Origin of the sequence: Faecalimicrobium dakarense, assembly GCF_000499525.1 — a bacterium.
Classification (GTDB): domain Bacteria; phylum Bacillota; class Clostridia; order Peptostreptococcales; family Peptostreptococcaceae; genus Faecalimicrobium; species Faecalimicrobium dakarense.
In genome coordinates, this window is the sequence record NZ_HG529402.1 from 1 (window position 1) to 24,360 (window position 24,360).

Here is a 24,360-nt window from a genome sequence, read left to right on the forward strand (position 1 = left end):
ATTGTCATATTCCTTAGTTTCTATAAACTCTACTGCCATTGGTCCTGCTAAAACTAATAAAGGTGAGAATATATAAGATACAATTGATATATATAATAAGTTAAATAATAATATTTTCAATTTATTTTTTCTCATAAAATTCAAATTAGATAAAATATATAAAGCTAAACTAATACATATTATGATTAAAATAATTGGTGCACTTAACTTATCTAAATACTTTTTATCTTCTATAGCATAGAAAAATACATTTAACCCCAAAACAAGATTTATTATAATTTTTAATATCACAACTTCCTCCTAGTATCTCTATTTCCTATTAAGCTCTATTTAATTGTAACCTTTCTTACCCTTTTTTTGATATATTATTTATTATAATTAAATTAACTATTTTTTAATTTGGGGATTTTATTATGGATGAAGTAATTTATACTGGTGGAGAATTTGGTTGTAGCTATACTAATTACTATGTTATATTTGAATTTTAAAGTAAGGATAGATTAGAATTTGAGGTTAGTTGTAAAAATTATGGTATGATTTGTGAAAATGATTATGGAAAACTTAAGTTTCAAGGAACTAGATTTTTAGAATTTAATAGAGAACAGTAAAAAAGTTGCATAATTAATTATGCAACTTTTTATATTAATCATCTAAACTTGATGCTATGCCTAATAAATCTAATAATATATTAATAAAATCTAAATAAAGATTAAGTACATGTATAGATAAATCATTTCTTTCTTGTAACATTCCACTTTGGATATCATATTTTATTAAACTTATATCATATAATACGTATCCAGAGAAAATTACTACTCCTATTAAACTTATTCCTATATTTAAAGTCGTCCCACCTATAAATATGTTAACTATAGATAGAACTATTAACGCTATTAATCCTGATAGTAATATTTTTCCCATTCCAAGAAAATGTCCTGCTTCTTTTTTATACGATATTAATGATAGTACACCAAATAAAACTATTGTACCTATTAATATTGTTATTACTAGATTGCTACCTAAATCTTGTAGATAGTACCCTAAAAGTGGATAAAGAAGTATACCATCTATAAACGTAAAAGCATATACAAAATTCATTGAGAAACTTCTAGGTATTATACTCTTTCTTGAACATAATGCTAATATTAAAAGCCCTATCATTATAAACATTACGATTTTATTTGCATAATAAACTACAGTTGGTGGTAAAATTCTTGGTCCAACTAAAAAGCCTATAAACATAAATAATACTGAAATAGCAAGACATCTAAATATCTCTGCCATTGGGTTTACTATTTTTTTACTCATATTACTCTCCTAAAAAATTTAATTTATTCTTTTTATTATTTTTACCCATTATAATTATATATTAAGCTTTATAAAAATTAATTCTAAAACTAAATAGTAAAGGGCAGAGCTATTGTTAAGCTCTACCCTTTTTTAAATAGAATTAAAATTTCTATTCTTTATCAGCTATGTCAACTTTTATACTTAATTCTTCAAGTTGTGCAGTATCAGCTGGTGCTGGAGCATTTGTCATTGGACAAACTGCACTTTGGTTTTTAGGGAATGCTATAACATCTTTGATGTTAGTAGTTCCAGCAAGTATCATTACAAGTCTATCAAGGCCAAATGCTATACCTGCATGAGGAGGAGTTCCATATTTGAAAGCGTCTAATAAGAATCCGAATTTTTCATTAGCTTCTTCATCACTTAATCCTAATGCTTTGAACATTTTCTTTTGAACGTCAGCATTAAATATTCTAACACTTCCTCCACCTACTTCGTATCCATTTATAACTATATCGTAAGCTTTAGCTCTTAGAGATGCTTTATCATCACCTTCTAATCTTTCTATGTCTTCATCCATAGGAGATGTGAACGGGTGGTGCTTAGCTATCATTCTTCCTGTTTCTTCATCTTCTTCAAATACTGGGAATTCAGTTACCCATAACATTTTGTAAACACTATTATCTAATAAGTCAAGTCTTCTTGCAACTTCAAGTCTAACTTGTCCTAATGCATCAAATACTACAGTATTTTTATCAGCAACGAATAATAATAAGTCACCTTCTTTAGCATTCATTCTATCTAATATTGCTGTTAATTCTTCCGGTGTGAAGAACTTAGCTATTGGAGAAGTTACTTCTCTATTAGCTCCTATTCTCATCCAAGCAAGACCTTTAGCCTTGTAAGTCTTAGCATGGTCTTCTATTTTACTTAGTTGTTTTTTGCTTATTTCATCAGATTTACCTTCAACATTTATACCTCTAACACTCATTCCATCTTTAGTAGCATTAGCAAATACTCCAAATCCACAGTTTTTAACTATGTCAGATATATTAGTTAATTCATATCCAAATCTAGTATCTGGCTTGTCTGAACCATATCTTTCCATAGCTTCAGCATATTTCATAACTGGAAGTGGTAAACTTACTTCTACATTTAATATTTCTTTAAATATAGTTTGTACCATTTTTTCCATTATAGCCATAACATCTTCTTGCTCAACGAAAGACATTTCACAGTCTATTTGAGTAAACTCGGGTTGTCTATCAGCTCTTAAGTCTTCATCTCTGAAACACTTAACTATTTGGAAGTATCTATCCATACCACTTACCATTAGTAATTGTTTAAATAATTGTGGTGATTGTGGTAATGCGTAGAATTTACCTTCGTTAACTCTACTTGGTACTAAGTAATCTCTAGCTCCTTCTGGAGTTGGTTTTATTAAGAAAGGTGTTTCTATTTCACAGAAGTTGTTTGAGCTTAAGTAATTTCTTACTATATTTGCTACTCTACTTCTTAGCATTAATGTATTTTGCATAGATGGCTTTCTTAAGTCTAAGTATCTATATTTTAATCTTAATTCTTCCGAAACATTGTCGTCATCTTTTATATATATTGGTGGAGTTTCTGATTTATTTAACACTTTAAGCTCAGTTGCAAATATTTCTATATCTCCAGTTGGCATGTTAGGGTTTTTAGATGATCTCTCAGCTACTTTACCTTTAACAGCTATAACATATTCTGATCCTAATTTTTCAGCTTTAGCAAAAGCTTCTGCATTAACATCCGTATCAAATATTATTTGACATAATCCACTTCTATCTCTTAAGTCAACGAATACTAGTCCACCTAAGTTTCTTTTCTTTTGTACCCATCCCATAAGTACAACTTCTTCGTCAATGTTTTGCTCTCTTAAGTCCCCACAGTAGTGAGTTCTTTTTAATCCGTTTAGAGTCTCCATTACTTCCCCTCCAGGTTTTAATTTCATTTATATTATAATTTTATATTTTACGTTTTATTTCTCTATAAGTCAAATAATTAGCTATCTAGCATAATTTTATACTAGATAGCTAAAATTTTATAATTTAACCTATTATTTATTAATATTTATATCTAATTATTAAAATTATAACCTATCTTTTAGCTCTTTTACTATTTCGCTTAATTTTATAGTAGTTTGCTCTGATGTAGCCATATTTTTAAGAGTTGCACTGTCATTATCTAACTCATCATCACCTATAACTATAGTAAATTTAGCATTTATTTTATCTGAATACTTAAACTGAGCCTTAACACTTCTATCTAAGTGGTCATTATCTGCACTTATGTGGTTAGTTCTTAAGTCCTTTAATAATTTAAAGCTCTTAGTTTTAGCTTTATCTCCAATTGTTACTATGAATATATCAGTAGATGTTGGATTTTCTATTTCTATATTATTATTTTCTAAAGTTAATAATAATCTTTCAACTCCTAATCCAAACCCTATACCACTTACACCTTTAGGTCCGCCTAATTGTTCTACTAATCCATCATATCTTCCACCACCACAAACTGTACTTTGTGATCCGATGTCATTAGATATTATTTCAAAAGCAGTTTTCTTATAGTAATCAAGTCCTCTAACTATAGTTTTATCAATTACAAATTTTACTTCCATTTCAGTTAAGTATTCTTGTAATTTCTCAAAGTGATCTTTACAATCATCACATATATGGTCAGCCATAAAAGGTATATCTGTTAAGTTTTCCTTACAAGTTGGAACTTTACAGTCTATAACTCTCATCGGATTTTTATCTTTTCTTTCTAGACAAGTATCACATAATACATCTGCTTTTTTATCAAGATATTCTTTTAATAACTCATTGTATTTTGCTCTACAAGCTGGACATCCAACAGAGTTTATACTTACAGCTAAGTCTTTAAGTCCTACTTCACCAAAAAATTGTACAGCTAAAGCTATAACTTCTGCATCTATTGATGGCTTATCACTGCCTAGTGCTTCAATACCAAATTGGTAGAATTGTCTTTGTCTACCAGCTTGTGGTCTTTCATATCTAAAGCAAGGAGTTATATAAAATAACTTTGTTGGTTGAGTATCTGCATATAATTTATTTTCAATAAATGCACGAACTACCCCAGCAGTTCCTTCTGGCTTTAAAGTTATATCTCTTTCACCCTTATCTGTAAATGAGTACATTTCTTTTTGTACTATATCTGTTGTATCTCCAACACTTCTTTTGAAAAGTTCAGTATGTTCAAATACTGGAGTTCTCATTTCCTCATATCCAAATAACGCACAAACTTCTCTAAATTTATTTTCTACATAATTCCATTTATAAGCATCTTTTGGAGTTATGTCCTTAGTTCCTCTAGGAGCCTTAGTTAACATTTTTATATACCTCCTCTTTCTTTCTCTCTATCATTTCTTCTACTCTATCTATATATTGCTCAACATTTTTTACGTTTTCTACTCTTTCAATTCTATCTTCATCTACATATACAAACTTTGAAATAGACCCTGCCCCTAATGCGTAGTTGCTTTGTTTTTCTTCCATTATTTGAATATTATATATACACTCATATCCTTCTTTTGCATATCCTATATTTTCTAAATTTCCTAACATATGCTTTTGACGATACATATAATATGGGTTTAACCCCATTTCACGTGCATATTTCATAGATAATTCTATCATTTGTATCATTTCTTCATATTTTGTAAGTTCATACTTATCAAGGTCTTCTTTTAATTTAGAAGCTCTCTTTATAGCTAAAGTATGAACAGTTAAGCTCTCTGGTGAAAGTTTTTTTATTTCTTCTAATGTATGACGAACATGTTCTAAAGTTTCACCTTCAAGACCTAGTATAACGTCCATATTAATATTATCAAAACCTAGTTCACGAGCAATATTAAAACATTCTATTATTTCAGAAACCTTATGTCCTCTACCAATTTTCTCTAAAGTTTCATCATTCATAGTTTGAGGATTTATACTTATTCTAGTTACATTATGCTTTTTTAGTACCTCAAGTATTCCTCTGTTTATAGTATCCGGTCTTCCTGCTTCTACTGTAAACTCTTTTATTTTACTTAAATCCATTTCTTTAAATAAAGCTGTGATTAAAGTATCCATTTCTTCTTCATCTAAAGTAGTAGGAGTTCCTCCACCAATATATAAAGTTTCTATTTCTTTATTAGTATCCTTTATTATTTTTGCGATACCTTTGATCTCTTCTATAAGCTTATTTACATATTCTTTTTTGAAATGTCCAAATTGCTTTAGGGGATTTGCAGGGAATGAGCAATAATAACATCTTGTTGGGCAAAATGGTATGCTTACATATAAAGAAATTTTATTTTTATCTATTGGGTACATAAATACTCTTTCTCTTTTAGCAATTTCTAAAGCTAATTCAACTTTTTCATCACTTATAAGATAATTAGTACTTAAAATATCTCTTATTTGTTCATCACTTTTTCCTTCACTAAGTAATGTGTGAACTATCTTAACAGGTCTAATTCCTGTAAGTATACCCCAAGGTACATAAGAATTAAATAATTTTTGTAATACCTTGTATATACTTCTTTTAATAGTTTCTTTAGTAACCTTTTTAGATTCTTGTTCTGATAAACCTTCTAAACTACAATGTTCTCTTTCTTCAAATCTAACATTAAAATTTTCAAAATATTGAGTTTTAGATATTAAAGTATTATTGTGAATTATAATACTGTTTTCTAAAGTTCTTCCAAGGTCTTTGTTTTCAACAAATCTAAAATTATTAGTAAATAATTTTACTAATTCAGAAACTTCGTATTTAAAATCATGACCTTTTAAAATTATATCAATCATCTTAACTACTCCTTTTATCTTTAATGCTTAACTAGTACCCATAAGATTGGATAACTACTAATTGTATAAATTAGTAGTTGCCTATGAAGTAGTTTTGTTAACTATTACATATATGGGTTGCTCATCTTTTCTATACCTAAAGTTGAGCTTGGTCCATGTCCTGGGTATATATTTACATTGTCTTCATATTTAGCTAGTTTTCTAAGAGATTTTTCTATTTGCTTATAATCTCCGCTGTAAAGGTCTGTTCTACCTATACTTCCTGCAAATAATGTGTCTCCTGTAAACATTTCATTATTAACTCTTATACACATACATCCTTTTGTATGTCCTGGTGTATGTAAGAAAGTTAATCTTAACTCACCTAAATCAAGTTTATCTTTATCATTTACATATATATCTGCATCTAATTCTTGTGCTCCACAGTGCATAGAATAGCTTAAATTTTTCTTTTGTCTAATAAAAGATCTCTTTCTTCACTATGAGCTACCACCTTAGCTCCTGTCTGAGATTTAATATAGTTTACTGCTCCTATATGATCTCCATGACCATGAGTAAGTAGTATATATTCAAGCTTTAATGAGTTTTGTTTTATATAATTTAGTACCTTCTCTTTTGCTCCGCCTGGGTCTACTACTGCACATTTCTTAGTTTTTTCGTCAACTAGTACATACATATTTTCACCAAAATATGGTTCAACGATTTTTTCTATAATCATAAATATCCCCCTTAGAAACTTTTATTTGACTCTAATAACATTGTAACAGGTCCATCATTAGTTAAGTCTACCATCATATGAGCGCCGAATTGACCTGTACCCACTACTACATCTTGCTCTTTTGCTTTTTGAATAAATTCTTCATAAAGCTTAGTTGCTAAATCTGGCCTTGCTGCATTTGAAAAACTTGGTCTTTTACCTTTTCTGCAATCACCATATAAAGTGAATTGAGATACTACTAATAGTTCTCCACCTACATCTTTTAAAGATAAATTCATTTTATCATTTTCATCTTCAAATATTCTTAGGTTAAGTATTTTATCTATCATATAATCTACGTCTTTAGATGTATCTTCATGAGTTACTCCAAGTAAAACAAGTAATCCTTTATTTATCTGACCTATTACATTATTTTCTACTGTAACTTTTGAAGAAGATACTCTTTGTACTACTGCTCTCATAAATTCCTCCTAGTTTATAACTCTGTAAATGTCTTCAACGCCTGGAGTAGATTTTATTTTTTTCATTAGTAAATTTAATTCTCTTATATCATTAACTTCTACTAATAAATTAACACTTATTACACCATCTCTTCCTTTTCTAGCATTTATTCCATTTAAAGCAACCTTATCTACCGCAACCACATGGGTTATATCATTTATTACGCCTCTTCTGTCCGTTGCTCTTATTTGTATCTCCGCTTCAAATTTACCATTTTCTGAGTTGCTCCAAGAAACATCTACCAACCTTTTTTGGAAGAAGTTCCCATCTAAATTTGCATTTGGACAGTCTAATCTATGAACAGCTACCCCTCTTCCTTTAGTAATATATCCAACTATTTCATCTCCTGGAAGTGGATTACAACATTTAGCGAATCTAACTAAAATATTATCTAATCCTTTTACTGTAATTCCTTGAGGGTTACTATTTTTTCTTTTACTTTTATATTCTTGATCCGTTAAATTGTGCTTATTTATATCATTTAGTTCATTTAATTTAATTTGTTCTTTGTTTATTTTTTTAACTTCTTTTTCATATGCATCTCTTACCTTTGGTACAACTTGAGATGCCATTATTCCACCATATCCTATTGTTGCTACTAAGTCATCAATTGTAGGTTGGTTAAATTTCTTAGCTATTTGTTGCATATATTTATCTATAAATGGGTCTTTAGTTAATGGTAAATCATATTTTTTAAATTCTTTTTCTAAGATAGACATACCACGTTCTATATTTTCTTCTCTTCTTTCTTTTTTAAACCATTGTCTAATTCTACTTTTTGCATTTGGTGTTTTAACAATAGTTAACCAGTCTCTACTTGGTCCGTTAGAGTTGGCTGAAGTTAATATTTCTACTATATTTCCATTTTGAAGTTTATAATCAATTGTAACTATTCTTCCATCAATTTTAGCCCCTACGCATTTATTACCTACATTAGTATGAACTCTATATGCAAAATCTATAGGAGTAGCTCCTGCTGGAAGTTCTACTACATCCCCTTTCGGTGTAAATACATAAACTTGGCTGTTAAATACATCATCCTTTAATGCATCTAAAAACTCTTGTGGATCTTTAAGGTCTTTTTCCCACTCCATCATTTGTCTTAGCCATTGAAGTTTTTCTTCTACATTTGCTTGTCCTACATTTGTATTTCCTTCTTTATATTTCCAGTGAGCTGCTATACCGTATTCAGCTATATTATGCATTTCCATAGTTCTTATTTGAATCTCTACAGGCTCTCCATCTGGTCCTATAACTGTTGTGTGAAGACTTTGATACATATTAGGCTTTGGCATTGCTATATAGTCTTTAAATCGCCCTGGAATAGGTGTCCATAGAGTATGTACCATACCAAGTACTGCATAACAGTCTTTTACTGTATCTACTATTATTCTTATTGCAGTTAAATCATATATTTCATCAAAGTTTTTATGCTTATTTTGCATTTTACTATATATACTATAGAAGTGTTTTGGTCTTCCATAAACTTCACACTTTATTTTTACACTTTCAAATTTGTCATTAAGTAGTTTAAGTATGTTTTCTATATATGCTTCTCTTTGACTTCTTTTTTTAGCTACTTTCTCAACTAATTCATAATAACCTTCTGGGTCTATATATCTTAGTGCTAAGTCCTCTAACTCCCACTTTATCATAGAGATACCTAATCTATTAGCTATTCCACCATATATTTCTAATGTTTCTTTCGCCTTTGATTTAGCTTTTTCTGGCGGCATAAACTTTAAAGTTCTCATATTATGTAGTCTATCTGCAAGTTTTATAAGTATTACCCTTATATCTTTAGCCATTGCTAAAAACATTTTTCTTAGATTTTCAGCTTGAGTTTCTTCTTTTGATTGATACTTTATTTGACCAAGCTTTGTTACTCCATCTACTAAGTCCGCTATTTCTTTTGAAAATTCTTTTTCTATATCTTCATAAGTATATTCTGTATCTTCTACAACATCATGTAAAAGTCCAGCTGATATAGTCTCTATATCTAATTCCATTGAAGCTAAAATATTTGCTACTGCTATTGGATGTATAAAATACGGCTCTCCTGATTTTCTAAATTGCCCCTCATGTGCATTTTTCCCAAAGTAATAAGCTTTTTCTACTAGACTAACATCCGCATTTGGTGCATAGTCTTTTATATTTTTTATCAGTTCTTTTATCTCGTTATCATGCATAATATCACCTATTTTAAGTATGAAGTTCGCTAAGACAATTAAAACAAATAATTTATTTGTTTCTTAAAATCCGCTGCGTATTATTTTCAAATTATATATATATTAAAATAGTTGGTGTTATACCAACTATTGTTAAATTACTAGTATTTTACAAGAGAGTTAACATCATATTTTGATAACTTGTCTCTTCCCTTTAAGAACTCTAGCTCTATTAAAAATTGCATAGATACTACTTCTCCACCTAATTTTTCTATAAGGTTAGCTGCAGCTTCCATAGTTCCACCTGTAGCTAATAAATCATCAACTATTGCTACTCTTTGTCCTGGTTTTATTGCATCTTTATGTATTTCTAATGTATCTAATCCATACTCTAATCCATAATCATAGCTTTCTACTTCATATGGTAATTTTCCTGGTTTTCTAACTGGAACAAATCCAATTCCCATTCCATAAGCAACTGGTGTTCCCATTAAGAATCCTCTTGCTTCTGGTCCTACTATTACATCTACATTTTTATCTTTTAAATCTTTTATAAACTCATCTATTGTAAATTTAAAAGCTTCTCCATCTTGCATTAATGTTGTTATATCTTTGAAGTTTATACCTTCTTTTGGGAAATTTTCTACTTCTCTTATTACTTTCTTTAAATCCATCTTTGAGTGCCTCCTAATAGCTTTCCTCGTATTCTTGTTTTAGCCTCTTTAGATTATTAAGTATTTTACTTTCATCTAAATTTAATTTTTTGTCTGGCTTTGGTAATGATTTTATTAAAATAGATTTTGTTTTATAATCCTGGTTACATTTCAACTCAAAATCTAATAATGACAATTCTTTAAATATATTTAAGATCGTAAATAGCTTTAAAGGTATTATATTGAATACCTTCTTTAAATCTAGCAAATCTACTTCTAATTCATTTTGTAATAAAGCTAATTTATATACTCCTATAAATTCCTGTCTTTCTGGAATTAAATGATTTATTATATTTTTTAAATATAATAAATCCACTTGGCTATAATATTTGATAATTGAAGTTGTATTATTCGTTTTTTCACATAAATAAGAATAATCCCCCATATTATACAAATAATCATAAAGAACAATATTATTATATCTTTTAAATCAATTTTTTCAATGTTTGGTGAAAATATAAGTGTTATATTGTCATTATTCTGACTAATATTGTTGTAATTTATATTAAATTCTTCATCCATAAGAGTTATATCCGATAATGCTCTATAAAATCCATTAATAGTATTTGCTATTACTAAAGTTTTTTCACCTAGATAATCGAATATATTTATATTTTCATTTCCATTTATAGCTTCTTTTATATCACTTGTATTCATTTTACTACATATAATATCCGAATTCACCGAACTAATATTATACAGTTTATTTTCATCTGGTACAATATTTGAAAATAATTCTATACTTCCTTCATCGCCATTAACATTTTTCGGATGAGATAATCTTATATCTTTAAGCAAAAATTGAACACTTCTATTTCCCATAAAGTTATTTTCATCTAATTGAAACAATACATCTACTTTATCTCCAATATTGTATCCACTCTTTAGATATGCCATATTAAATCCAATACAGTCATGCTGATTTTCTTTTTCTATTTTTAGCTTTAGATGTTGTTGATTTTTTCCTATAGCACGTATATCTTTAAGTATTGCATCTCTTACTATAAATCTAGGATTTGGATTACTCATTCCAAATGGCTCTAGCTTATGAAGTTCCTCTACTAAGTCTAAACTTATAGATTTATCTTTTAGTTCATATTCTACTTTAACTTTTTCTATCAAGTCTTCTTCTTCTAAGTTATAATTTGCAAATTTATTAACTTGCTCATCTAATAAAGCTACTTTATCTGCATCAAGACCTAACCCTGCCGCCTGGTCATGCCCTCCAAACTTATTTAACAAGTCTTTAGACTTTACTAATGCATCAAATATACTAAATCCTTTTATAGATCTTGCAGAACCTGTAGCTTCACCATCTTCTATCGTTAAAAGTACTGTTGGTTTATAGTATTTTTCTGTAAGCTTAGATGCAACAATCCCAATTATACCATGTTGCCATCCTTCTTTAGCTATAACTAATACTTTATCGTCTTGATATTTAGGATTAGAATCAATAATGGCTTCAGCTTCTTGATACATTTTAGCTTCTATCATTTGCCTTTCATTGTTTTTTTCTTCTAATAAGTTAGCTATTTCTTTTGCTTCTTCAGTACTATTAGTTGTAAATAATTGTACTCCAAGATATGAATGTCCTAATCTTCCAGATGCATTTATTCTAGGACCAATTGCAAAACCTATATGTGACGAACCTATTTTATCGCTTTCTATTCCGCATACTTTTATAAGCTCCTTTAATCCTAGATTTTTACCTTCACTCATTAATTTTAATCCGTTTTTTACAATTATTCTATTTTCATCTACCAGTGGCACAACGTCACAAATTGTAGCTAGGGTTACTATTTCTAAATAATCATATAAACTAGTTTTAAATATATCTTCAGGAGTTAATGCTTGTATAAGTTTAAATGCCACTCCACATCCACATAACATATCAAATGGATAATTACAGTCTTCTTGCTTTTGATTTATAACTGCATAAGCCTTTGGTATTTCACTTTGACATTCATGATGGTCTGTTATTATTACATCTAGGCCTAATTCATTAGCTACTTCTACTTCTTTTACAGATGTAATTCCGCAGTCAACACTTATCATTAAGTCACAACCATTTGAATGTATATGTCTTATTGCATCTTCATTAATTCCGTATCCTTCTTCTAATCTATTTGGAATATAATAATTAACGGGATATCCTATGGAACTAAAATATATACATAATATAGATGTTGATGATACTCCATCTACGTCATAATCCCCATAAATCCATATATTTTCATTGTTTTCTATTGCTTTTTTTATTCTGTCTACAGCTTTCTTCATATCTTTCATTAAGAATGGGTCTCTAAGATACTCTAATGAAGGATTCATAAATATTTCTGAATCTTTTTCGTTGTTTATGCCTCTATTTTTTAATATTTGACTAATTTCCGGGGAAATATTAAGTTTTTGACTAAATTCGCTTTCTCTCAAATTCCCTGTATGCTTTAATATCCATTTTTTGTTTAATATCATTCTCCCACCTCTATCTCTTTTTATATTGAGATCTTAAAGTCTTTATAACTAATAATATACCTATTATAAATGATAAGAAAAATCCCGTACCTGCCATAATATTTATCCATATATTTTTATCCATATTTGGAGATGCAATTATTAAGGATGATCCAACTACCATAGCTGCTAACACTAAACTTAATGACAGCTGCGTTGCTGAGTCTGTTATTCTTTTTTCTAAAGCAGAGAATTTAACTTCATCTATTGAAATTTTTATATTATTTTTTTCTAAGTTGCTAAGAATTACTTTCATTTGCTTCGGTATAGTTTTTAAGTCTAATAACATTGCCTCTGCACTATGTTTTGAATTCATAAGTATTCTTTTAGGATTAAGTTTACTCAAATAATAATGTTGCATAAATTCACTACCTATAGAACTAACTGAAAAGTCTGGATTTAATTCTCTAGCAGTTCCTTCTAATGTTATAATAGTTTTTGCTAAAGTTGCAAGTTGTGAAGGTACTGTCACCTTATATTTTCTAAGGAATCTAAATATTTCATTTAATATATCTCCTAGACTAAGTCTCTCTATTGGAACATCATAATAATAATGTATTAAATATAATAAGTCTTGTCTTAAGCTATTTGTATCTATATCTGCGTGAACTGAGTCCATTTCCATTAATATATATATTATTTTATCTACATTTTTTTCTACTAAGGCTATTGCTATTTCATCTAGCATATTTAAAGTTTTTTTATCAATTATCCCGATCATTCCAAAGTCTATATAGGATATACAGTTTTTACTTAATACAAAAATGTTGCCTGGATGAGGATCTGCATGAAAAAATCCATGCTCAAATATTTGTGTGAATAAAGATCTTATTCCTATCTCACTTACTTTTTTAGTATCCCATCCTAATTCATTAATTTTATCTATATCACTTAATTTTACCCCTATTATCGTTTCCATTACCAACACTTTTCTTGTTGTGTATTCACTGTAGACTTCAGGTATATAAACTTCATCACTATCTTTAAATATTTTTTTGAATTTTATGGCATTTATAGCTTCAAAGTTGTAGTCTAATTCTCTTAATAATTGAGTTTGAAATTCTTCAACTATGGAAACTAAATCTATCTCTATATCTTTATTTAAATCTTTTAAAGCTACTGCCATTCCCCTTAGTATCTCTAAATCTGACTTTATAGTTTCTTCTATATTCGGTCTTTGAATTTTTACTATAATGTCTTCTCCAGTTTTTAATTTAGCTTGATAAACTTGTCCTATAGATGCTGCTGCTAATGGATTATTGTTAAATTCTTCAAATACATCATCTACAGATTGTCCTATCTCTTCTTTAAAAATATTTCTTGCTATTTCTGTATCAAAGGCTTCTACGCTATCTCTTAATTTAGATAGTTCATCAATTATGTCTTGGTCTACCAAATCTTTTCTTGTGCTTAGTATTTGTCCTAATTTCACATATGTAGGTCCTAGTTCTTCAATAACTCTTCTTACTTTTTCTCCAGTAGACATATTTTTTATTTCCTCAGGAGGGTTAGTTATTGGTATCTTATAGGCCACACCTTCTATATTTAATTTTTCTACAATAAATGTAAATCCATATTTAATTAATATGCGTACTATCTCCCTATATCTTCTTAAGTTTTTATAACTTATTTTCATGCTTCACCACTCCTAGGTTGCTTAATCTGCAATATATTATAAATTTATTTTATAAAATAAAAAGGGCAATTACAAGATTGCCCTTTTAGTTTTATTACTTATGATTATTTGCAGTTTCTATATATTTTAATGCAGATTTTTTAAGATTTTGTTTTTCTTCTTCAGATAATTCTCTTATTACCTTTGCAGGAGATCCCATAGCTAGTACTCCTGATGGAATGCATTTACCTGGAGGAACTAAACTTCCTGCTCCAAGTAATGTATATTCTCCAACTTCAGCATTATCTAAAACTATAGATCCCATACCTATTAAAGTATTATCCCCTATTTTACATCCATGTATTAATGCTTTATGACCTACCGTTACATTTTTACCAATTATAGTAGGTGCATCATGTGATATATGAACTACACTTCCATCTTGTATATTTGTATTTTCTCCTATAGTTATATGTTGCTCATCAGCTCTTAAAACTGCGTTATACCAAATATTCGCATTTTTTCCTATAGTAACATTTCCTATTATATCCGCTGACTTCGCAACAAATACCGTTTCGTCAATCTTAGGTTCTATACCTTGGTAGGCCTTAATCATAGTCTTATTCTCCTTCTAGCATTAATTTTGCTTGTATCATTATTGAACATTCTGTACGTTTCTTTTGCATTTCACATCCAAGTTCGTAAGGTTTCATTACATCATTATTGAAATTAGTTGCATTTGCATGACATCCACCTGAACAGTAGAATTTATTCCAACATTTTTGACAATCTTCTTTACTGTAAACGTGAGCATTTCTAAAACTTTCTGTTAATTCTTTAGGGAATACTATTTCTTCATCCATTATATTTGCCATTTTGTAATCTTCATTTCCAACGAATTGGTGACATGGATATATATCTCCATTTGGTGTTATTGATAAGTATTCATTACCTGCACCACACCCAGTTATTCTCTTTATTACACATGGACCTTGATTTAAGTCTACTACAAAGTGGAAGAATGTGAAATCTTTCATTTCCCCTTTTAACTTCATATCAGCATATTCTACTGCTAATTTTTCATATTCTTCAAATACTTTTGGCATGTCTTCTTCTCTAAGTGCATATGGATTTGATTCTTCTCCTACAACTGGCTCTATTGATGTAGAAGCAAATCCTTCATTAGCAAAATGCATAACATCTTTAGCAAAGTCTAAGTTCTCTCTAGTAAATGTTCCTCTTATGTAGTAGTATTTGTCTTTTGGTCTACTTTCTATAAGCTTTTTAAACTTAGGTAGTATAACATCATAACTTCCTTTATCATTTAAAGTAGGTCTCATATTATCATTTATTTCTTTTCTACCATCTAAACTTAAAACTGCATTATGCATATGTTCATTTATGTAATCTATTTTTTCATCATCTAATAATACACCATTTGTAGTCATAGTGAATCTTATATTTTTATTATAGTCTTTTTCTACTTTTCTTCCGTATTCTACTAATTGCTTAACTACATCAAAGTTCATTAGTGGCTCTCCACCGAAGAAATCTATCTCTAAGTTTCTTCTGCTTCCTGAGTTATCTATTAGGTAGTCTATTGCTTTCTTACCAACTTCAAAACTCATCATTTCTTTAGCTCCACCAAAATCTCCTTGTGCAGCAAAGCAGTATTTACATTTTAAGTTACAATCATGGGCAACGTGTAAACATAAAGCTTTGACTACTTTCTTTCTGTTTATGAAACTTGGATGAGTGCTATAAGTATCTTCTGTATATAAAAGACCTTCTTCTTCTTCTAAGTTTTTAATTTCATCGTATGCTTCATTTATTTTTTCTACTGAATATTCATTTTGAAGCTCTTTTATTATTTCATCTTTATTTTTTTCTTTATAGCTATCTACTAATTTATAAGCTACATCATCAACTACGTGAACCGCTCCTCCGTTTACGTCTAAAACAATATTATATCCGTTCATTGAAAACTTATGTATCATACTCATATGTATCTCCTCCTAAATTGTTATCTATATCAACACATTTTTTCTGGATGAAATTTAACCTAATGTCCATTATATAACTTATGTAAAATATAGGCAATATTATTCCATAATCAATCCTGCTTTGGAATTATATACCTGCAATAAAAAAGACGCCATATTATATGGCGCCTCACTTTTATATCTATTAAATATTATTATCTTTCGCACTCTTGGTTTGCAACTGTACAAGAAGTTTTGCAAGCTGATTGGCAAGAAGTTTGACATTCACCACATCCACCTTTTGCTGCACTTTCCTTTAAAGTAGCGCTAGATAAAGTTTTTACATGTTTCTTTTCCATTTTAAATTACCTCCTACTAAATTTTTCTAAACTGATTATATCATAAATTTTCATTATATGGAAAATTTATTTGAAGTTTACTCCTAGAACCCCGCCGATACCACCAGATAGAGATACTAACAACACTTTATATAGCATGTCAATTTCAACTGCGAAATTTTCCTTTGCTAAAAATACTATTACCATAAGACATACTATGTACATAAGACCAACTAAAAGGCCATATATAAGCCCCTTTTCTTTTATGTGCTTTGAAGCATAAAACCCTCCAAATGCTGCCGAAACTGTAGTTATAGCTGATGATGCCATCGCTATTGTATTTCCTGATACACTCGTAAAAGTAAGGAATAGGTTATATATTAATAATGTTGCTAGCGTTAATATATATGAATATCCTAACCCTTTTAGAACATGATTTGTTTTTTCCATAAAAATACCTCCCCTCATTAATACATATATATTCGAGGGAAGGTATCTAAATTCCAAATTATTCTGCTGATTCGTGTTTAGCACTTTCAACAGTTCCTATAGCCCATTTTTCAAATGGTACTTTAGTTCTGTTTGGTCCTAATTCTAATACTACAACATCTTCTTCAACTTTAGCAACATTAGCAACTATTCCACCTATAGTTACTACTTTATCTCCAACTGATAAGGTATTTCTCATTTCTTTTAGTTGCTTTTCCTTTTTCTTTTGTGGCTTTATGAATAAGAAGTAGAATACTCCAAATACTACTACCCACATAACTACTGCCATTATTATAGATTGTGTTTGTCCAGGCATTATTTTACTCTCCTTTGTAAATTATATTATTTATATTTATTTATTATAATCATTATATATTAAAACATTTAGAATTCATAGAAAAAAGTTCGCTCAAATTCTATAATTCATATCCATATGCTTTAAAGAATTCATCTTTAAAATCTAATAATCTGTCTTCCATTATAGCTTCTCTTACTTGCTTCATTAAATTTAATAAGAAGTGTAAGTTGTGAGTAGTTATAAGTCTTGATGCTAATATTTCATTAGCCTTAACTAAGTGTCTTATATAACCCCTTGTGTAATTTTTACAACAATAACAATCACAGTTTGGATCTAGTGGTGTAAAGTCTTTTGCATATTTTGCATTTCTTACAACTACTTTACCAACACTTGTCATTGCTGTACCATTTCTAGCTATACGAGTAGGTAAAACACAGTCAAACATATCTATCCCTCTTATAACACCTTCTAATAAGTCATCAGGACTTCCAACCCCCATAAGGTATCTTGGTTTATCTTCTGGCATTAAAGGTACTGTATAGTCTAATACTTCATACATTAAGTGCTTTGGCTCTCCAACACTTAGTCCACCTACTGCATATCCTGGTAAGTCAAGTTCTAATATTTCTTTTGCAGATTGCTCTCTTAAATCTTTATACATTCCACCTTGTATTATTCCGAATAACGCTTGGTTTTCTGTATTTGTGTGAGCTTCTTTACATCTTTTTAACCATCTAGTTGTTCTTTCTAAAGAGTTTTTTACATACTCTCTATCTGCTGGATATGGTGCGCATTCATCAAATGCCATCATTATATCTGAACCTAGAGCATTTTGTATTTCCATAGCTTTTTCTGGACTTATAAAATGCTTAGATCCATCTATATGAGATCTAAAGTGTACACCTTCTTCTGTTATTTTTCTAAGTGGCCCTAAACTAAATACTTGGAATCCTCCACTATCTGTAAGTATTGGTTTATCCCAATTCATAAATTTATGAAGTCCACCAGCCTCTTTAACAAGCTCGTGACCTGGTCTCATGTATAAATGATAAGTATTACTTAATATTATTTGTGATCCTATTTCTTTTAATTCTTCTGGAGTCATTGCTTTTACTGTAGCTTGAGTTCCAACTGGCATAAATATAGGCGTCTCTATAACTCCATGTGGTGTATGCAATCTTCCTAATCTTGCACCACTTTGCTTACAAGTTTTTATAAGCTCATATCTTACTGCACTCATATTATTTCTCCTTAGTATTAATTTTTTACGTCATTAGCGCCCTTTAAGCTTTGTTCCCTGCATCTTTTACATTCTTCAGGGTCCTCTATTTCATCGCAATCTTCATAGTGAATACTGGTTATGTTCATATTACTATTATCATCAGTTAGTAAGTATTTTCTAATAGCAAATAGTCCTGCTATTGCAATTACACCCAGTAAAATCTCTCCCATCCCTCCAGATTTAGGAAGAAGTAACATTTTTCTTGCTATAGCATATAAAAGTACTTCTAATAGTGCACCTGGTATATGTAATGATAACATTACTACAAGTTCAACACCTATAACTAAAAGCAGTATTTGACCTAGCATGTCATTTAGCTGGCTATATTCAACCGGCGTTCGAAATTCTACTATATATGCTGTCCATATCATTCTTAGTACATCTATAGTTCCTAAAAATACGGCAATTAAAACTACCATTGATAAAATGGATTCAAAGATATACGCTACTCTTAACGACAAATTACTCTTATCTATGTTTTTCATTTGCTCCCCCTATTTTAAAATCATAGCATCTCCAAAGCTGAAAAATCTGTATCTTTCTTTTACTGCTACATCATATGCATTTAATACACTGTCTTTACTTGATAATGCACTTACTAACATTATTAATGTAGATTCTGGTAAATGGAAATTAGTTATCAGTCTATCTACCATTTTAAATTTATATCCTGGGTAGATAAATATATTTGTCCATCCACTACTTTCTTTTATAATTCCATCTTCACTACTTGCCGATTCAACTGTTCTACAACTAGTTGTCCCTACACATATTACATTTTTACCATTTTTCTTAGCTTTATTAATTTTTTCAGCTGCTTCTTTGTCTACCATATAGTATTCTGAGTGCATTTCATGATTTAATACATCATCAACCTTAACTGGTCTAAATGTTCCTAGTCCTACATGAAGTGTAACAAATGCTATATCTACACCTTTTGCCTTTATCTCTTCTAATAAATCATTTGTAAAATGTAGACCTGCTGTAGGTGCCGCTGCTGATCCATTATGCTTTGAATAAACAGTTTGGTATCTTTCTCTTTCTTCTAATCTTTCTGTTATATATGGTGGTAGTGGCATATTTCCTAATTCATCTAAAACTTCTTCAAATATTCCTTCATAATGGAATTTAACTATTCTAGATCCTTCTTCTGCTAAGTCCACTACTTCTCCTATTAATTTTCCATTTCCAAAGGAAAACTTCGTTCCAACTTTCGCCCTTTTACCTGGCTTAACTAACGCTTGCCAAGTATCTTCTTCTGTTCTTTTTAATAATAAAAATTCTATTTTTCCACCAGTATCAACCTTTTCTCCTATTAATCTAGCAGGTATAACTCTAGTATTATTAAGAACTAAACAGTCTCCTGGATTTAAATAATCAACTACATCTTTAAAAATACGATGCTCAATTTCTCCACTTTCCTTATCTAGTACCATTAATTTAGAACTAGATCTATCTTTTATAGGAACTTGAGCAATTAATTCTTCTGGTAGGTCAAAGTAAAAGTCACTCGTCTTCAAAATTCAACTTCCTTTCCAAAATTTTATACAACTTACATAATAACAAAAAAAATTCAATTTTACCATATAACGCAACTGTTTTTATTTATATTTTGTGTTTTTATGATGTATATAATCTACATTATTATTTTATTTTAATTTATTATTTTATTTTGATTTTTATATATTTATTCTTACTTATTAGGAAGAGCTATGTTTAGATGCTCATATGCAAGTGGCATTGCTATTCTACCTCTTGGTCCTCTATTTATAAATCCTAATTGAAGTAAATAAGGCTCATAAACATCTTCTATAGTATTTCTATCTTCTCCTATAGATGCTGCTAATGTGTCTAATCCTACAGGACCGCCTCTGAACTTTTCTATTATAGTCATTAATAATTTTTCATCTACATAATCTAAACCTAATGAATCTACACCTAAAAGTTCTAGCGCGCTATTTGCTACTTCATCAGTTATATTTCCATCCGCTCTAACTTGGGCATAATCTCTAACTCTTTTTAAAAGTCTGTTTGCTATTCTTGGCGTCCCTCTAGAGCGTTTAGCAATTTCAGTTGCTCCACCTATTTGAATTTCGGCACCTAAAATTTCAGCTGATCTTATTACTATTTTAGCTAATTCATCTACTGTATAGTAATCTAGTTTACAAATAACTCCAAATCTATCTCTAAGAGGATTAGTAAGCATCCCCGCTCTAGTAGTTGCTCCTATTAATGTAAATTTAGGAAGGTCAAGTCTTATACTTCTAGCTGAAGGACCTTTACCTATTATTATATCTAAGCAGTAATCTTCCATTGCAGGGTATAATACTTCTTCAACACTTCTATTTATACGGTGTATCTCATCTATAAATAGTACGTCATTTTCATTTAAATTTGTAAGTATCGCTGCTAAATCTCCCGCCCTTTCTATTGCTGGACCTGATGTTATTCTTAAATTAACTCCCATTTCATTGGCGATTATACTTGATAGAGTTGTTTTACCAAGTCCTGGTGGTCCGTATAAAAGAACATGGTCTAGTGGTTCATTTCTAGATTTTGCAGCTTCTATAAATATTTTTAATTGCTCTTTAGCTTTTTCTTGTCCTAGATAATCATCTAAAGATTTAGGTCTTAAATTATTTTCTATATCTACATCTTCATTTTGCATACCTGATGTTATAATTCTATTTTCATCTTCAAAATCAAACACTTAAACCTCCCCCTATCTTAATGATTTGCTCATTATGTATGTTAAAGATTTTTTTTATTATATCTTCTGTATTAAGTCCGTCTTTCTTACATCTTTCAACTGCTTCTTTAGCTTCAGGTGCTGAATATCCAAGTGCAAGTAAAGCATCTACAGCTTCATCTTGAGATATTCCTATTGGTGCACTTGAAAGCAATGTTGGCTCAAACTCTACAGTAGTCTTATCTACCTTATCTTTTAGTTCTAAAATTATTCTTTCTGCTGTCTTTTTACCTACTCCTGGTGCTTTAGAAAGTTTTGCTATGTCTTCACTTAATATATATGCACCTAGTTGGCCTGGAGATGCAAAAGAAAGTATAGCAAGCCCAACCTTAGGTCCTATTTTTGATACTGATGTTAATAATTCAAACATCTTCATTTCTTCTTGAGTTGAGAACCCACAAAGACTCATATCATCTTCTCTTACAATCAGCCTAGTATATATTTTAGCCATTTTCCCTAATTGTAAGTCTTTTATTGTATTAGATGATGCATTTATTTTATATCCTATATCATTATTTTCTATAACTATACTATCTAAACGAATTTCCTCTATACTTCCCTTTATATAACTATACATATTTACCTCCAATATTTTTTAGAGTTTTCTCAAGCCTATTTGCGTGAGCATGACATATCGCTACTGCTAGTGCATCAGCTACGTCATCTGGTTTTGGTACTTGTTTTAAATTTAAAAATGATGTAACCATTTGCTGAACTTGTGCTTTTTGGGCTCTACCATATCCTACTACACCTTGCTTAACTTGAAGAGGAGTGTATTCATATACAGATTTACCATTATGCGCACATGCAAGCATAGTTACACCTCTAGCTTGTGCTACTGTTATAGCTGTTTTTACATTTTTATTAAAGAATAATTCTTCTATTCCAACCTCATCAACATTATACTTCTTTATTAAAAGATCAGTTCCTTTGTATATAGTTTCTAATCTTTTTAGTGTGTCTGTATGAGCTGGCGTTGTAACTGCCCCATAATCTATTACTCTAAATTTATTATTTTTATATTCTATAACTCCATAGCCCATTATTGCTATTCCTGGGTCTATTCCTAGTATTATCAACTCAATAAATCCTCCTATAAAGTTTGTTTTACACAAAACTTATGTTCTTTTATATTATATCATAAGTTTTTCTATACTCAAAATTCACTTTATATACATATTTAAAAGAAAATAAAATATAAAAGGACAACCTATTAAGGTTGTCCTTTTATATTTTAGCTTCCGAAATTTTCAAGTCTTGCATAAGCTTCATCTTCTGTGTTTACAGTAACACCTTTTTTAATTTCATCTTGAACTGTTTTAGGTAATGAATCTATTGCTATATCTGTCTTCTCAACTAATGATCTAGCCCCATCTTTATCATATTTATAAAGTCCTATAAATCCATCATCTATTTCTAACGAAAATTTATTACTCTTTGAAGCATCATTTACTGTCATAGTTTCAGATAGAATTATTTCAAATTTACTTAGATTTTCAACTTTTCTATCTGGATACTTATTTTTAAAGTATGCTACTATTTCTTCTTCACTTTTATCTAACAATGTCTTATCTACTGTACCTAGCATAACTGGTGACTTTCCAGAGTCACTTCCATCTTCATTTTTCTTATGTAACCATATTTCACAATCTTTACTTATCCCAAATGCATCTTTAGTTTTTTCTGGCTCTTGGATTTTTTGTGTAGTATTTACATGATTTTGTTCTATATTTCTAGTTTTTACTCCTATATAAATTCCACCACTTAATACCACTATACCTGTTAAAATTAATACTGGTATCTTCCAAGGAAACTGTTCTTTTTTTTCAAACATAAAATTACCTCCTTTTACATATATTTTTTATAAATTTCTTTTTATAGAATTTTAGGTAAATTTTAGAAATTATTTATATATAGATTTTTATCCCATTTCATTAATTTTATACATATTATAAGGTATCATTTATTTTTCGACTTAAAAGGGGGGATTGCCTTGAGTTCATATGTTAAAATAATTTACGATAAGATAGATTTTTTACAATTCAAACAAGACATTTTATTTTTAAAACAACCACAGCATAAAGCTTCTATATTTCAAGAACTTACGTTAGATGATTTCTTAAAAATCCGTGATTTTACTAATAGCGTTGAAGATAAAATATTAAATGGCGAGAAGTATGATATTAATCAGTACGAAAAAGAACTATTTGAGATATGGCCTCCAGTTAGGTCTTTACCATCTTCATCTACATTAGTTGCTAAAGCACTTATGAAGGAAGATATTTTTAATTCTCTATTTAAAAACAACAATTAATTTTAAAGAGGAAAATAATATATTTTCCTCTTTTTTACTAACTTTTATTTTTATAAGATATATTTTTTTATTTATTGGCAATACTCTTTAATAAATAATAGATTTATTAGGAGGTAAAATTATGTCTAGTATAAACTGCAGTGTAAAAAACTGTTCTCACAATAATTCAGGAGTATGTTATGCAAATAAAATAACTGTAAATGGAAAAAGAGCTCACACTAGTACTCATACTTGCTGTAGCACATTTTTAGATGGTGAACATTATGGAACTTTAACTAATAACACTAATGGTGGTGGATCATGTTCAATGATAGGATGTAATGTTAAAACTTGTAATTACAATGCATCTAATGTCTGTACGCTTGATAATATTAGTGTGGATACTCAATCACCTAAAGCTAATCTTTATGAAGAAACATACTGTGCTAGCTTTAAAAACAAATAAACCATTACAATTACATAGTATAAAAATTCGCTTCGCTCATATCGTCAACGACCTACAAATCAGGTACGTTGCTAAAACTTAGCGGTTGAAAATTATA

Annotated in this window: 25 protein-coding genes and 2 pseudogenes; 3 read left to right on the top strand and 24 right to left on the bottom strand. The window is 29.5% G+C overall.

Translation table 11 applies throughout. From position 1 onward, the window contains the following. Positions 1–291: hypothetical protein (locus tag BN899_RS14315; RefSeq protein ID WP_042276743.1), on the bottom strand; the 291-nt coding region annotated here is incomplete at its 3' end. Between the two features lie 212 nt (positions 292–503). Between BN899_RS14315 and BN899_RS21025 the strand changes: the two are divergent. Beyond that, positions 504–608: pseudogene (locus BN899_RS21025) on the top strand (DUF2500 family protein); the annotation flags it as partial. A 34-nt stretch (positions 609–642) separates the two neighbouring features. Here BN899_RS21025 and BN899_RS14320 read toward each other — a convergent pair. The 23 genes and pseudogenes from BN899_RS14320 to BN899_RS14425 all read right to left on the bottom strand — a co-directional run bounded on the left by BN899_RS14320 (position 643) and on the right by BN899_RS14425 (position 23,338). Further along, on the bottom strand, positions 643–1,308 hold the full coding sequence (locus BN899_RS14320) for a Bax inhibitor-1/YccA family protein (protein WP_042276744.1): 666 nt from the start codon (positions 1,306–1,308) through the stop codon (positions 643–645). Positions 1,309–1,459: 151 nt separating this feature from the next. Continuing rightward, the gene (gene aspS, locus BN899_RS14325; RefSeq protein ID WP_042276746.1) at positions 1,460–3,250 is read right to left on the bottom strand and encodes an aspartate--tRNA ligase; all 1,791 of its coding nucleotides are present in this window, start codon (positions 3,248–3,250) and stop codon (positions 1,460–1,462) included. Between the two features lie 165 nt (positions 3,251–3,415). After that, positions 3,416–4,678 carry a histidine--tRNA ligase gene (gene hisS / locus BN899_RS14330; RefSeq protein ID WP_042276748.1) on the bottom strand — a complete coding sequence of 421 codons (1,263 nt, stop codon included), beginning with the start codon at positions 4,676–4,678 and terminating at the stop codon, positions 3,416–3,418. Next, complete coding sequence (hemZ, locus tag BN899_RS14335) at positions 4,668–6,140, bottom strand: coproporphyrinogen dehydrogenase HemZ (protein WP_042276750.1); 1,473 nt, start codon at positions 6,138–6,140, stop codon at positions 4,668–4,670. Before hemZ ends, hisS begins: the two co-directional genes overlap by 11 nt. 104 nt (positions 6,141–6,244) lie before the next feature. Beyond that, positions 6,245–6,858, bottom strand: a pseudogene (locus tag BN899_RS20855) (MBL fold metallo-hydrolase). Between the two features lie 11 nt (positions 6,859–6,869). After that, entirely contained in the window at positions 6,870–7,319 is a 450-nt protein-coding gene (gene dtd / locus BN899_RS14345) for a D-aminoacyl-tRNA deacylase (RefSeq protein WP_042276754.1), read from the bottom strand. 9 nt (positions 7,320–7,328) lie between these two features. Further along, positions 7,329–9,548 (bottom strand): RelA/SpoT family protein, encoded by a 2,220-nt coding sequence (locus BN899_RS14350; RefSeq protein WP_042276757.1) that lies wholly within the window; start codon positions 9,546–9,548, stop codon positions 7,329–7,331. Between the two features lie 140 nt (positions 9,549–9,688). Beyond that, on the bottom strand, positions 9,689–10,201 hold the full coding sequence (locus tag BN899_RS14355) for an adenine phosphoribosyltransferase (RefSeq protein ID WP_042276760.1): 513 nt from the start codon (positions 10,199–10,201) through the stop codon (positions 9,689–9,691). Positions 10,202–10,214: 13 nt separating this feature from the next. Further along, positions 10,215–10,556 carry a hypothetical protein gene (locus BN899_RS19920; protein ID WP_242824205.1) on the bottom strand — a complete coding sequence of 114 codons (342 nt, stop codon included), beginning with the start codon at positions 10,554–10,556 and terminating at the stop codon, positions 10,215–10,217. Further along, positions 10,538–12,712, bottom strand: a complete 2,175-nt coding sequence (recJ, locus tag BN899_RS14360) for a single-stranded-DNA-specific exonuclease RecJ (protein ID WP_242824206.1) — start codon at positions 12,710–12,712, stop codon at positions 10,538–10,540. Before recJ ends, BN899_RS19920 begins: the two co-directional genes overlap by 19 nt. Before the next feature lie 10 nt (positions 12,713–12,722). Beyond that, positions 12,723–14,387, bottom strand: coding sequence for an ABC1 kinase family protein (locus BN899_RS14365; protein ID WP_042276763.1), 1,665 nt, complete (start codon positions 14,385–14,387; stop codon positions 12,723–12,725). Between the two features lie 94 nt (positions 14,388–14,481). Further along, positions 14,482–14,982: a gamma carbonic anhydrase family protein gene (locus tag BN899_RS14370; protein WP_042276765.1), complete on the bottom strand. Its 501-nt coding sequence runs from the start codon at positions 14,980–14,982 to the stop codon at positions 14,482–14,484. Between the two features lie 4 nt (positions 14,983–14,986). Next, a complete protein-coding gene (gene scfB / locus BN899_RS14375) occupies positions 14,987–16,369 on the bottom strand; it encodes a thioether cross-link-forming SCIFF peptide maturase (protein WP_042276767.1) in 1,383 nt (460 codons plus the stop codon). A gap of 194 nt (positions 16,370–16,563) precedes the next feature. Next, complete coding sequence (scfA, locus tag BN899_RS14380) at positions 16,564–16,707, bottom strand: six-cysteine ranthipeptide SCIFF (protein ID WP_071119480.1); 144 nt, start codon at positions 16,705–16,707, stop codon at positions 16,564–16,566. 66 nt (positions 16,708–16,773) lie between these two features. Further along, positions 16,774–17,136 (bottom strand): TIGR04086 family membrane protein, encoded by a 363-nt coding sequence (locus BN899_RS14385; protein ID WP_042276769.1) that lies wholly within the window; start codon positions 17,134–17,136, stop codon positions 16,774–16,776. Between the two features lie 58 nt (positions 17,137–17,194). After that, on the bottom strand, positions 17,195–17,491 hold the full coding sequence (gene yajC / locus BN899_RS14390; protein WP_042276771.1) for a preprotein translocase subunit YajC: 297 nt from the start codon (positions 17,489–17,491) through the stop codon (positions 17,195–17,197). Positions 17,492–17,591: 100 nt separating this feature from the next. Further along, positions 17,592–18,713: a tRNA guanosine(34) transglycosylase Tgt gene (gene tgt / locus BN899_RS14395; RefSeq protein WP_042276773.1), complete on the bottom strand. Its 1,122-nt coding sequence runs from the start codon at positions 18,711–18,713 to the stop codon at positions 17,592–17,594. Between the two features lie 17 nt (positions 18,714–18,730). Beyond that, positions 18,731–19,240: a phosphate-starvation-inducible PsiE family protein gene (locus BN899_RS14400; protein ID WP_042276775.1), complete on the bottom strand. Its 510-nt coding sequence runs from the start codon at positions 19,238–19,240 to the stop codon at positions 18,731–18,733. 9 nt (positions 19,241–19,249) lie between these two features. Next, positions 19,250–20,275, bottom strand: coding sequence for a tRNA preQ1(34) S-adenosylmethionine ribosyltransferase-isomerase QueA (gene queA / locus BN899_RS14405; protein ID WP_042276777.1), 1,026 nt, complete (start codon positions 20,273–20,275; stop codon positions 19,250–19,252). Positions 20,276–20,448: 173 nt separating this feature from the next. After that, positions 20,449–21,465, bottom strand: a complete 1,017-nt coding sequence (ruvB, locus tag BN899_RS14410; RefSeq protein ID WP_147568582.1) for a Holliday junction branch migration DNA helicase RuvB — start codon at positions 21,463–21,465, stop codon at positions 20,449–20,451. Beyond that, positions 21,458–22,081: a Holliday junction branch migration protein RuvA gene (ruvA, locus tag BN899_RS14415; protein ID WP_042276779.1), complete on the bottom strand. Its 624-nt coding sequence runs from the start codon at positions 22,079–22,081 to the stop codon at positions 21,458–21,460. The genes ruvB and ruvA overlap by 8 nt, the downstream gene beginning before the upstream one ends. Further along, positions 22,074–22,583, bottom strand: coding sequence for a crossover junction endodeoxyribonuclease RuvC (gene ruvC, locus BN899_RS14420; protein WP_042276782.1), 510 nt, complete (start codon positions 22,581–22,583; stop codon positions 22,074–22,076). Before ruvC ends, ruvA begins: the two co-directional genes overlap by 8 nt. Before the next feature lie 155 nt (positions 22,584–22,738). Continuing rightward, complete coding sequence (locus BN899_RS14425) at positions 22,739–23,338, bottom strand: hypothetical protein (RefSeq protein WP_042276784.1); 600 nt, start codon at positions 23,336–23,338, stop codon at positions 22,739–22,741. A 159-nt stretch (positions 23,339–23,497) separates the two neighbouring features. Between BN899_RS14425 and BN899_RS14430 the strand changes: the two genes are divergently transcribed. Beyond that, complete coding sequence (locus tag BN899_RS14430) at positions 23,498–23,818, top strand: hypothetical protein (RefSeq protein ID WP_042276788.1); 321 nt, start codon at positions 23,498–23,500, stop codon at positions 23,816–23,818. Positions 23,819–23,939: 121 nt separating this feature from the next. After that, positions 23,940–24,263: a DUF1540 domain-containing protein gene (locus tag BN899_RS14435; RefSeq protein ID WP_042276790.1), complete on the top strand. Its 324-nt coding sequence runs from the start codon at positions 23,940–23,942 to the stop codon at positions 24,261–24,263. Positions 24,264–24,360: the final 97 nt, after the last annotated feature.

What these genes read in the sequence shown, in the direction of transcription:
- BN899_RS14320 (WP_042276744.1), bottom strand. Translation starts at nt 1,308, where the DNA reads ATGAGTAAAAAAATAGTAAACCCAATGGCAGAGATATTTAGATGTCTT.
- aspS (WP_042276746.1), bottom strand. Translation starts at nt 3,250, where the DNA reads ATGGAGACTCTAAACGGATTAAAAAGAACTCACTACTGTGGGGACTTA.
- hisS (WP_042276748.1), bottom strand. Translation starts at nt 4,678, where the DNA reads ATGTTAACTAAGGCTCCTAGAGGAACTAAGGACATAACTCCAAAAGAT.
- hemZ (WP_042276750.1), bottom strand. Translation starts at nt 6,140, where the DNA reads ATGATTGATATAATTTTAAAAGGTCATGATTTTAAATACGAAGTTTCT.
- dtd (WP_042276754.1), bottom strand. Translation starts at nt 7,319, where the DNA reads ATGAGAGCAGTAGTACAAAGAGTATCTTCTTCAAAAGTTACAGTAGAA.
- BN899_RS14350 (WP_042276757.1), bottom strand. Translation starts at nt 9,548, where the DNA reads ATGCATGATAACGAGATAAAAGAACTGATAAAAAATATAAAAGACTAT.
- BN899_RS14355 (WP_042276760.1), bottom strand. Translation starts at nt 10,201, where the DNA reads ATGGATTTAAAGAAAGTAATAAGAGAAGTAGAAAATTTCCCAAAAGAA.
- recJ (WP_242824206.1), bottom strand. Translation starts at nt 12,712, where the DNA reads ATGATATTAAACAAAAAATGGATATTAAAGCATACAGGGAATTTGAGA.
- BN899_RS14365 (WP_042276763.1), bottom strand. Translation starts at nt 14,387, where the DNA reads ATGAAAATAAGTTATAAAAACTTAAGAAGATATAGGGAGATAGTACGC.
- BN899_RS14370 (WP_042276765.1), bottom strand. Translation starts at nt 14,982, where the DNA reads ATGATTAAGGCCTACCAAGGTATAGAACCTAAGATTGACGAAACGGTA.
- scfB (WP_042276767.1), bottom strand. Translation starts at nt 16,369, where the DNA reads ATGAGTATGATACATAAGTTTTCAATGAACGGATATAATATTGTTTTA.
- scfA (WP_071119480.1), bottom strand. Translation starts at nt 16,707, where the DNA reads ATGGAAAAGAAACATGTAAAAACTTTATCTAGCGCTACTTTAAAGGAA.
- BN899_RS14385 (WP_042276769.1), bottom strand. Translation starts at nt 17,136, where the DNA reads ATGGAAAAAACAAATCATGTTCTAAAAGGGTTAGGATATTCATATATA.
- yajC (WP_042276771.1), bottom strand. Translation starts at nt 17,491, where the DNA reads ATGCCTGGACAAACACAATCTATAATAATGGCAGTAGTTATGTGGGTA.
- tgt (WP_042276773.1), bottom strand. Translation starts at nt 18,713, where the DNA reads ATGAGTGCAGTAAGATATGAGCTTATAAAAACTTGTAAGCAAAGTGGT.
- BN899_RS14400 (WP_042276775.1), bottom strand. Translation starts at nt 19,240, where the DNA reads ATGAAAAACATAGATAAGAGTAATTTGTCGTTAAGAGTAGCGTATATC.
- ruvA (WP_042276779.1), bottom strand. Translation starts at nt 22,081, where the DNA reads ATGTATAGTTATATAAAGGGAAGTATAGAGGAAATTCGTTTAGATAGT.
- BN899_RS14425 (WP_042276784.1), bottom strand. Translation starts at nt 23,338, where the DNA reads ATGTTTGAAAAAAAAGAACAGTTTCCTTGGAAGATACCAGTATTAATT.
- BN899_RS14435 (WP_042276790.1), top strand. Translation starts at nt 23,940, where the DNA reads ATGTCTAGTATAAACTGCAGTGTAAAAAACTGTTCTCACAATAATTCA.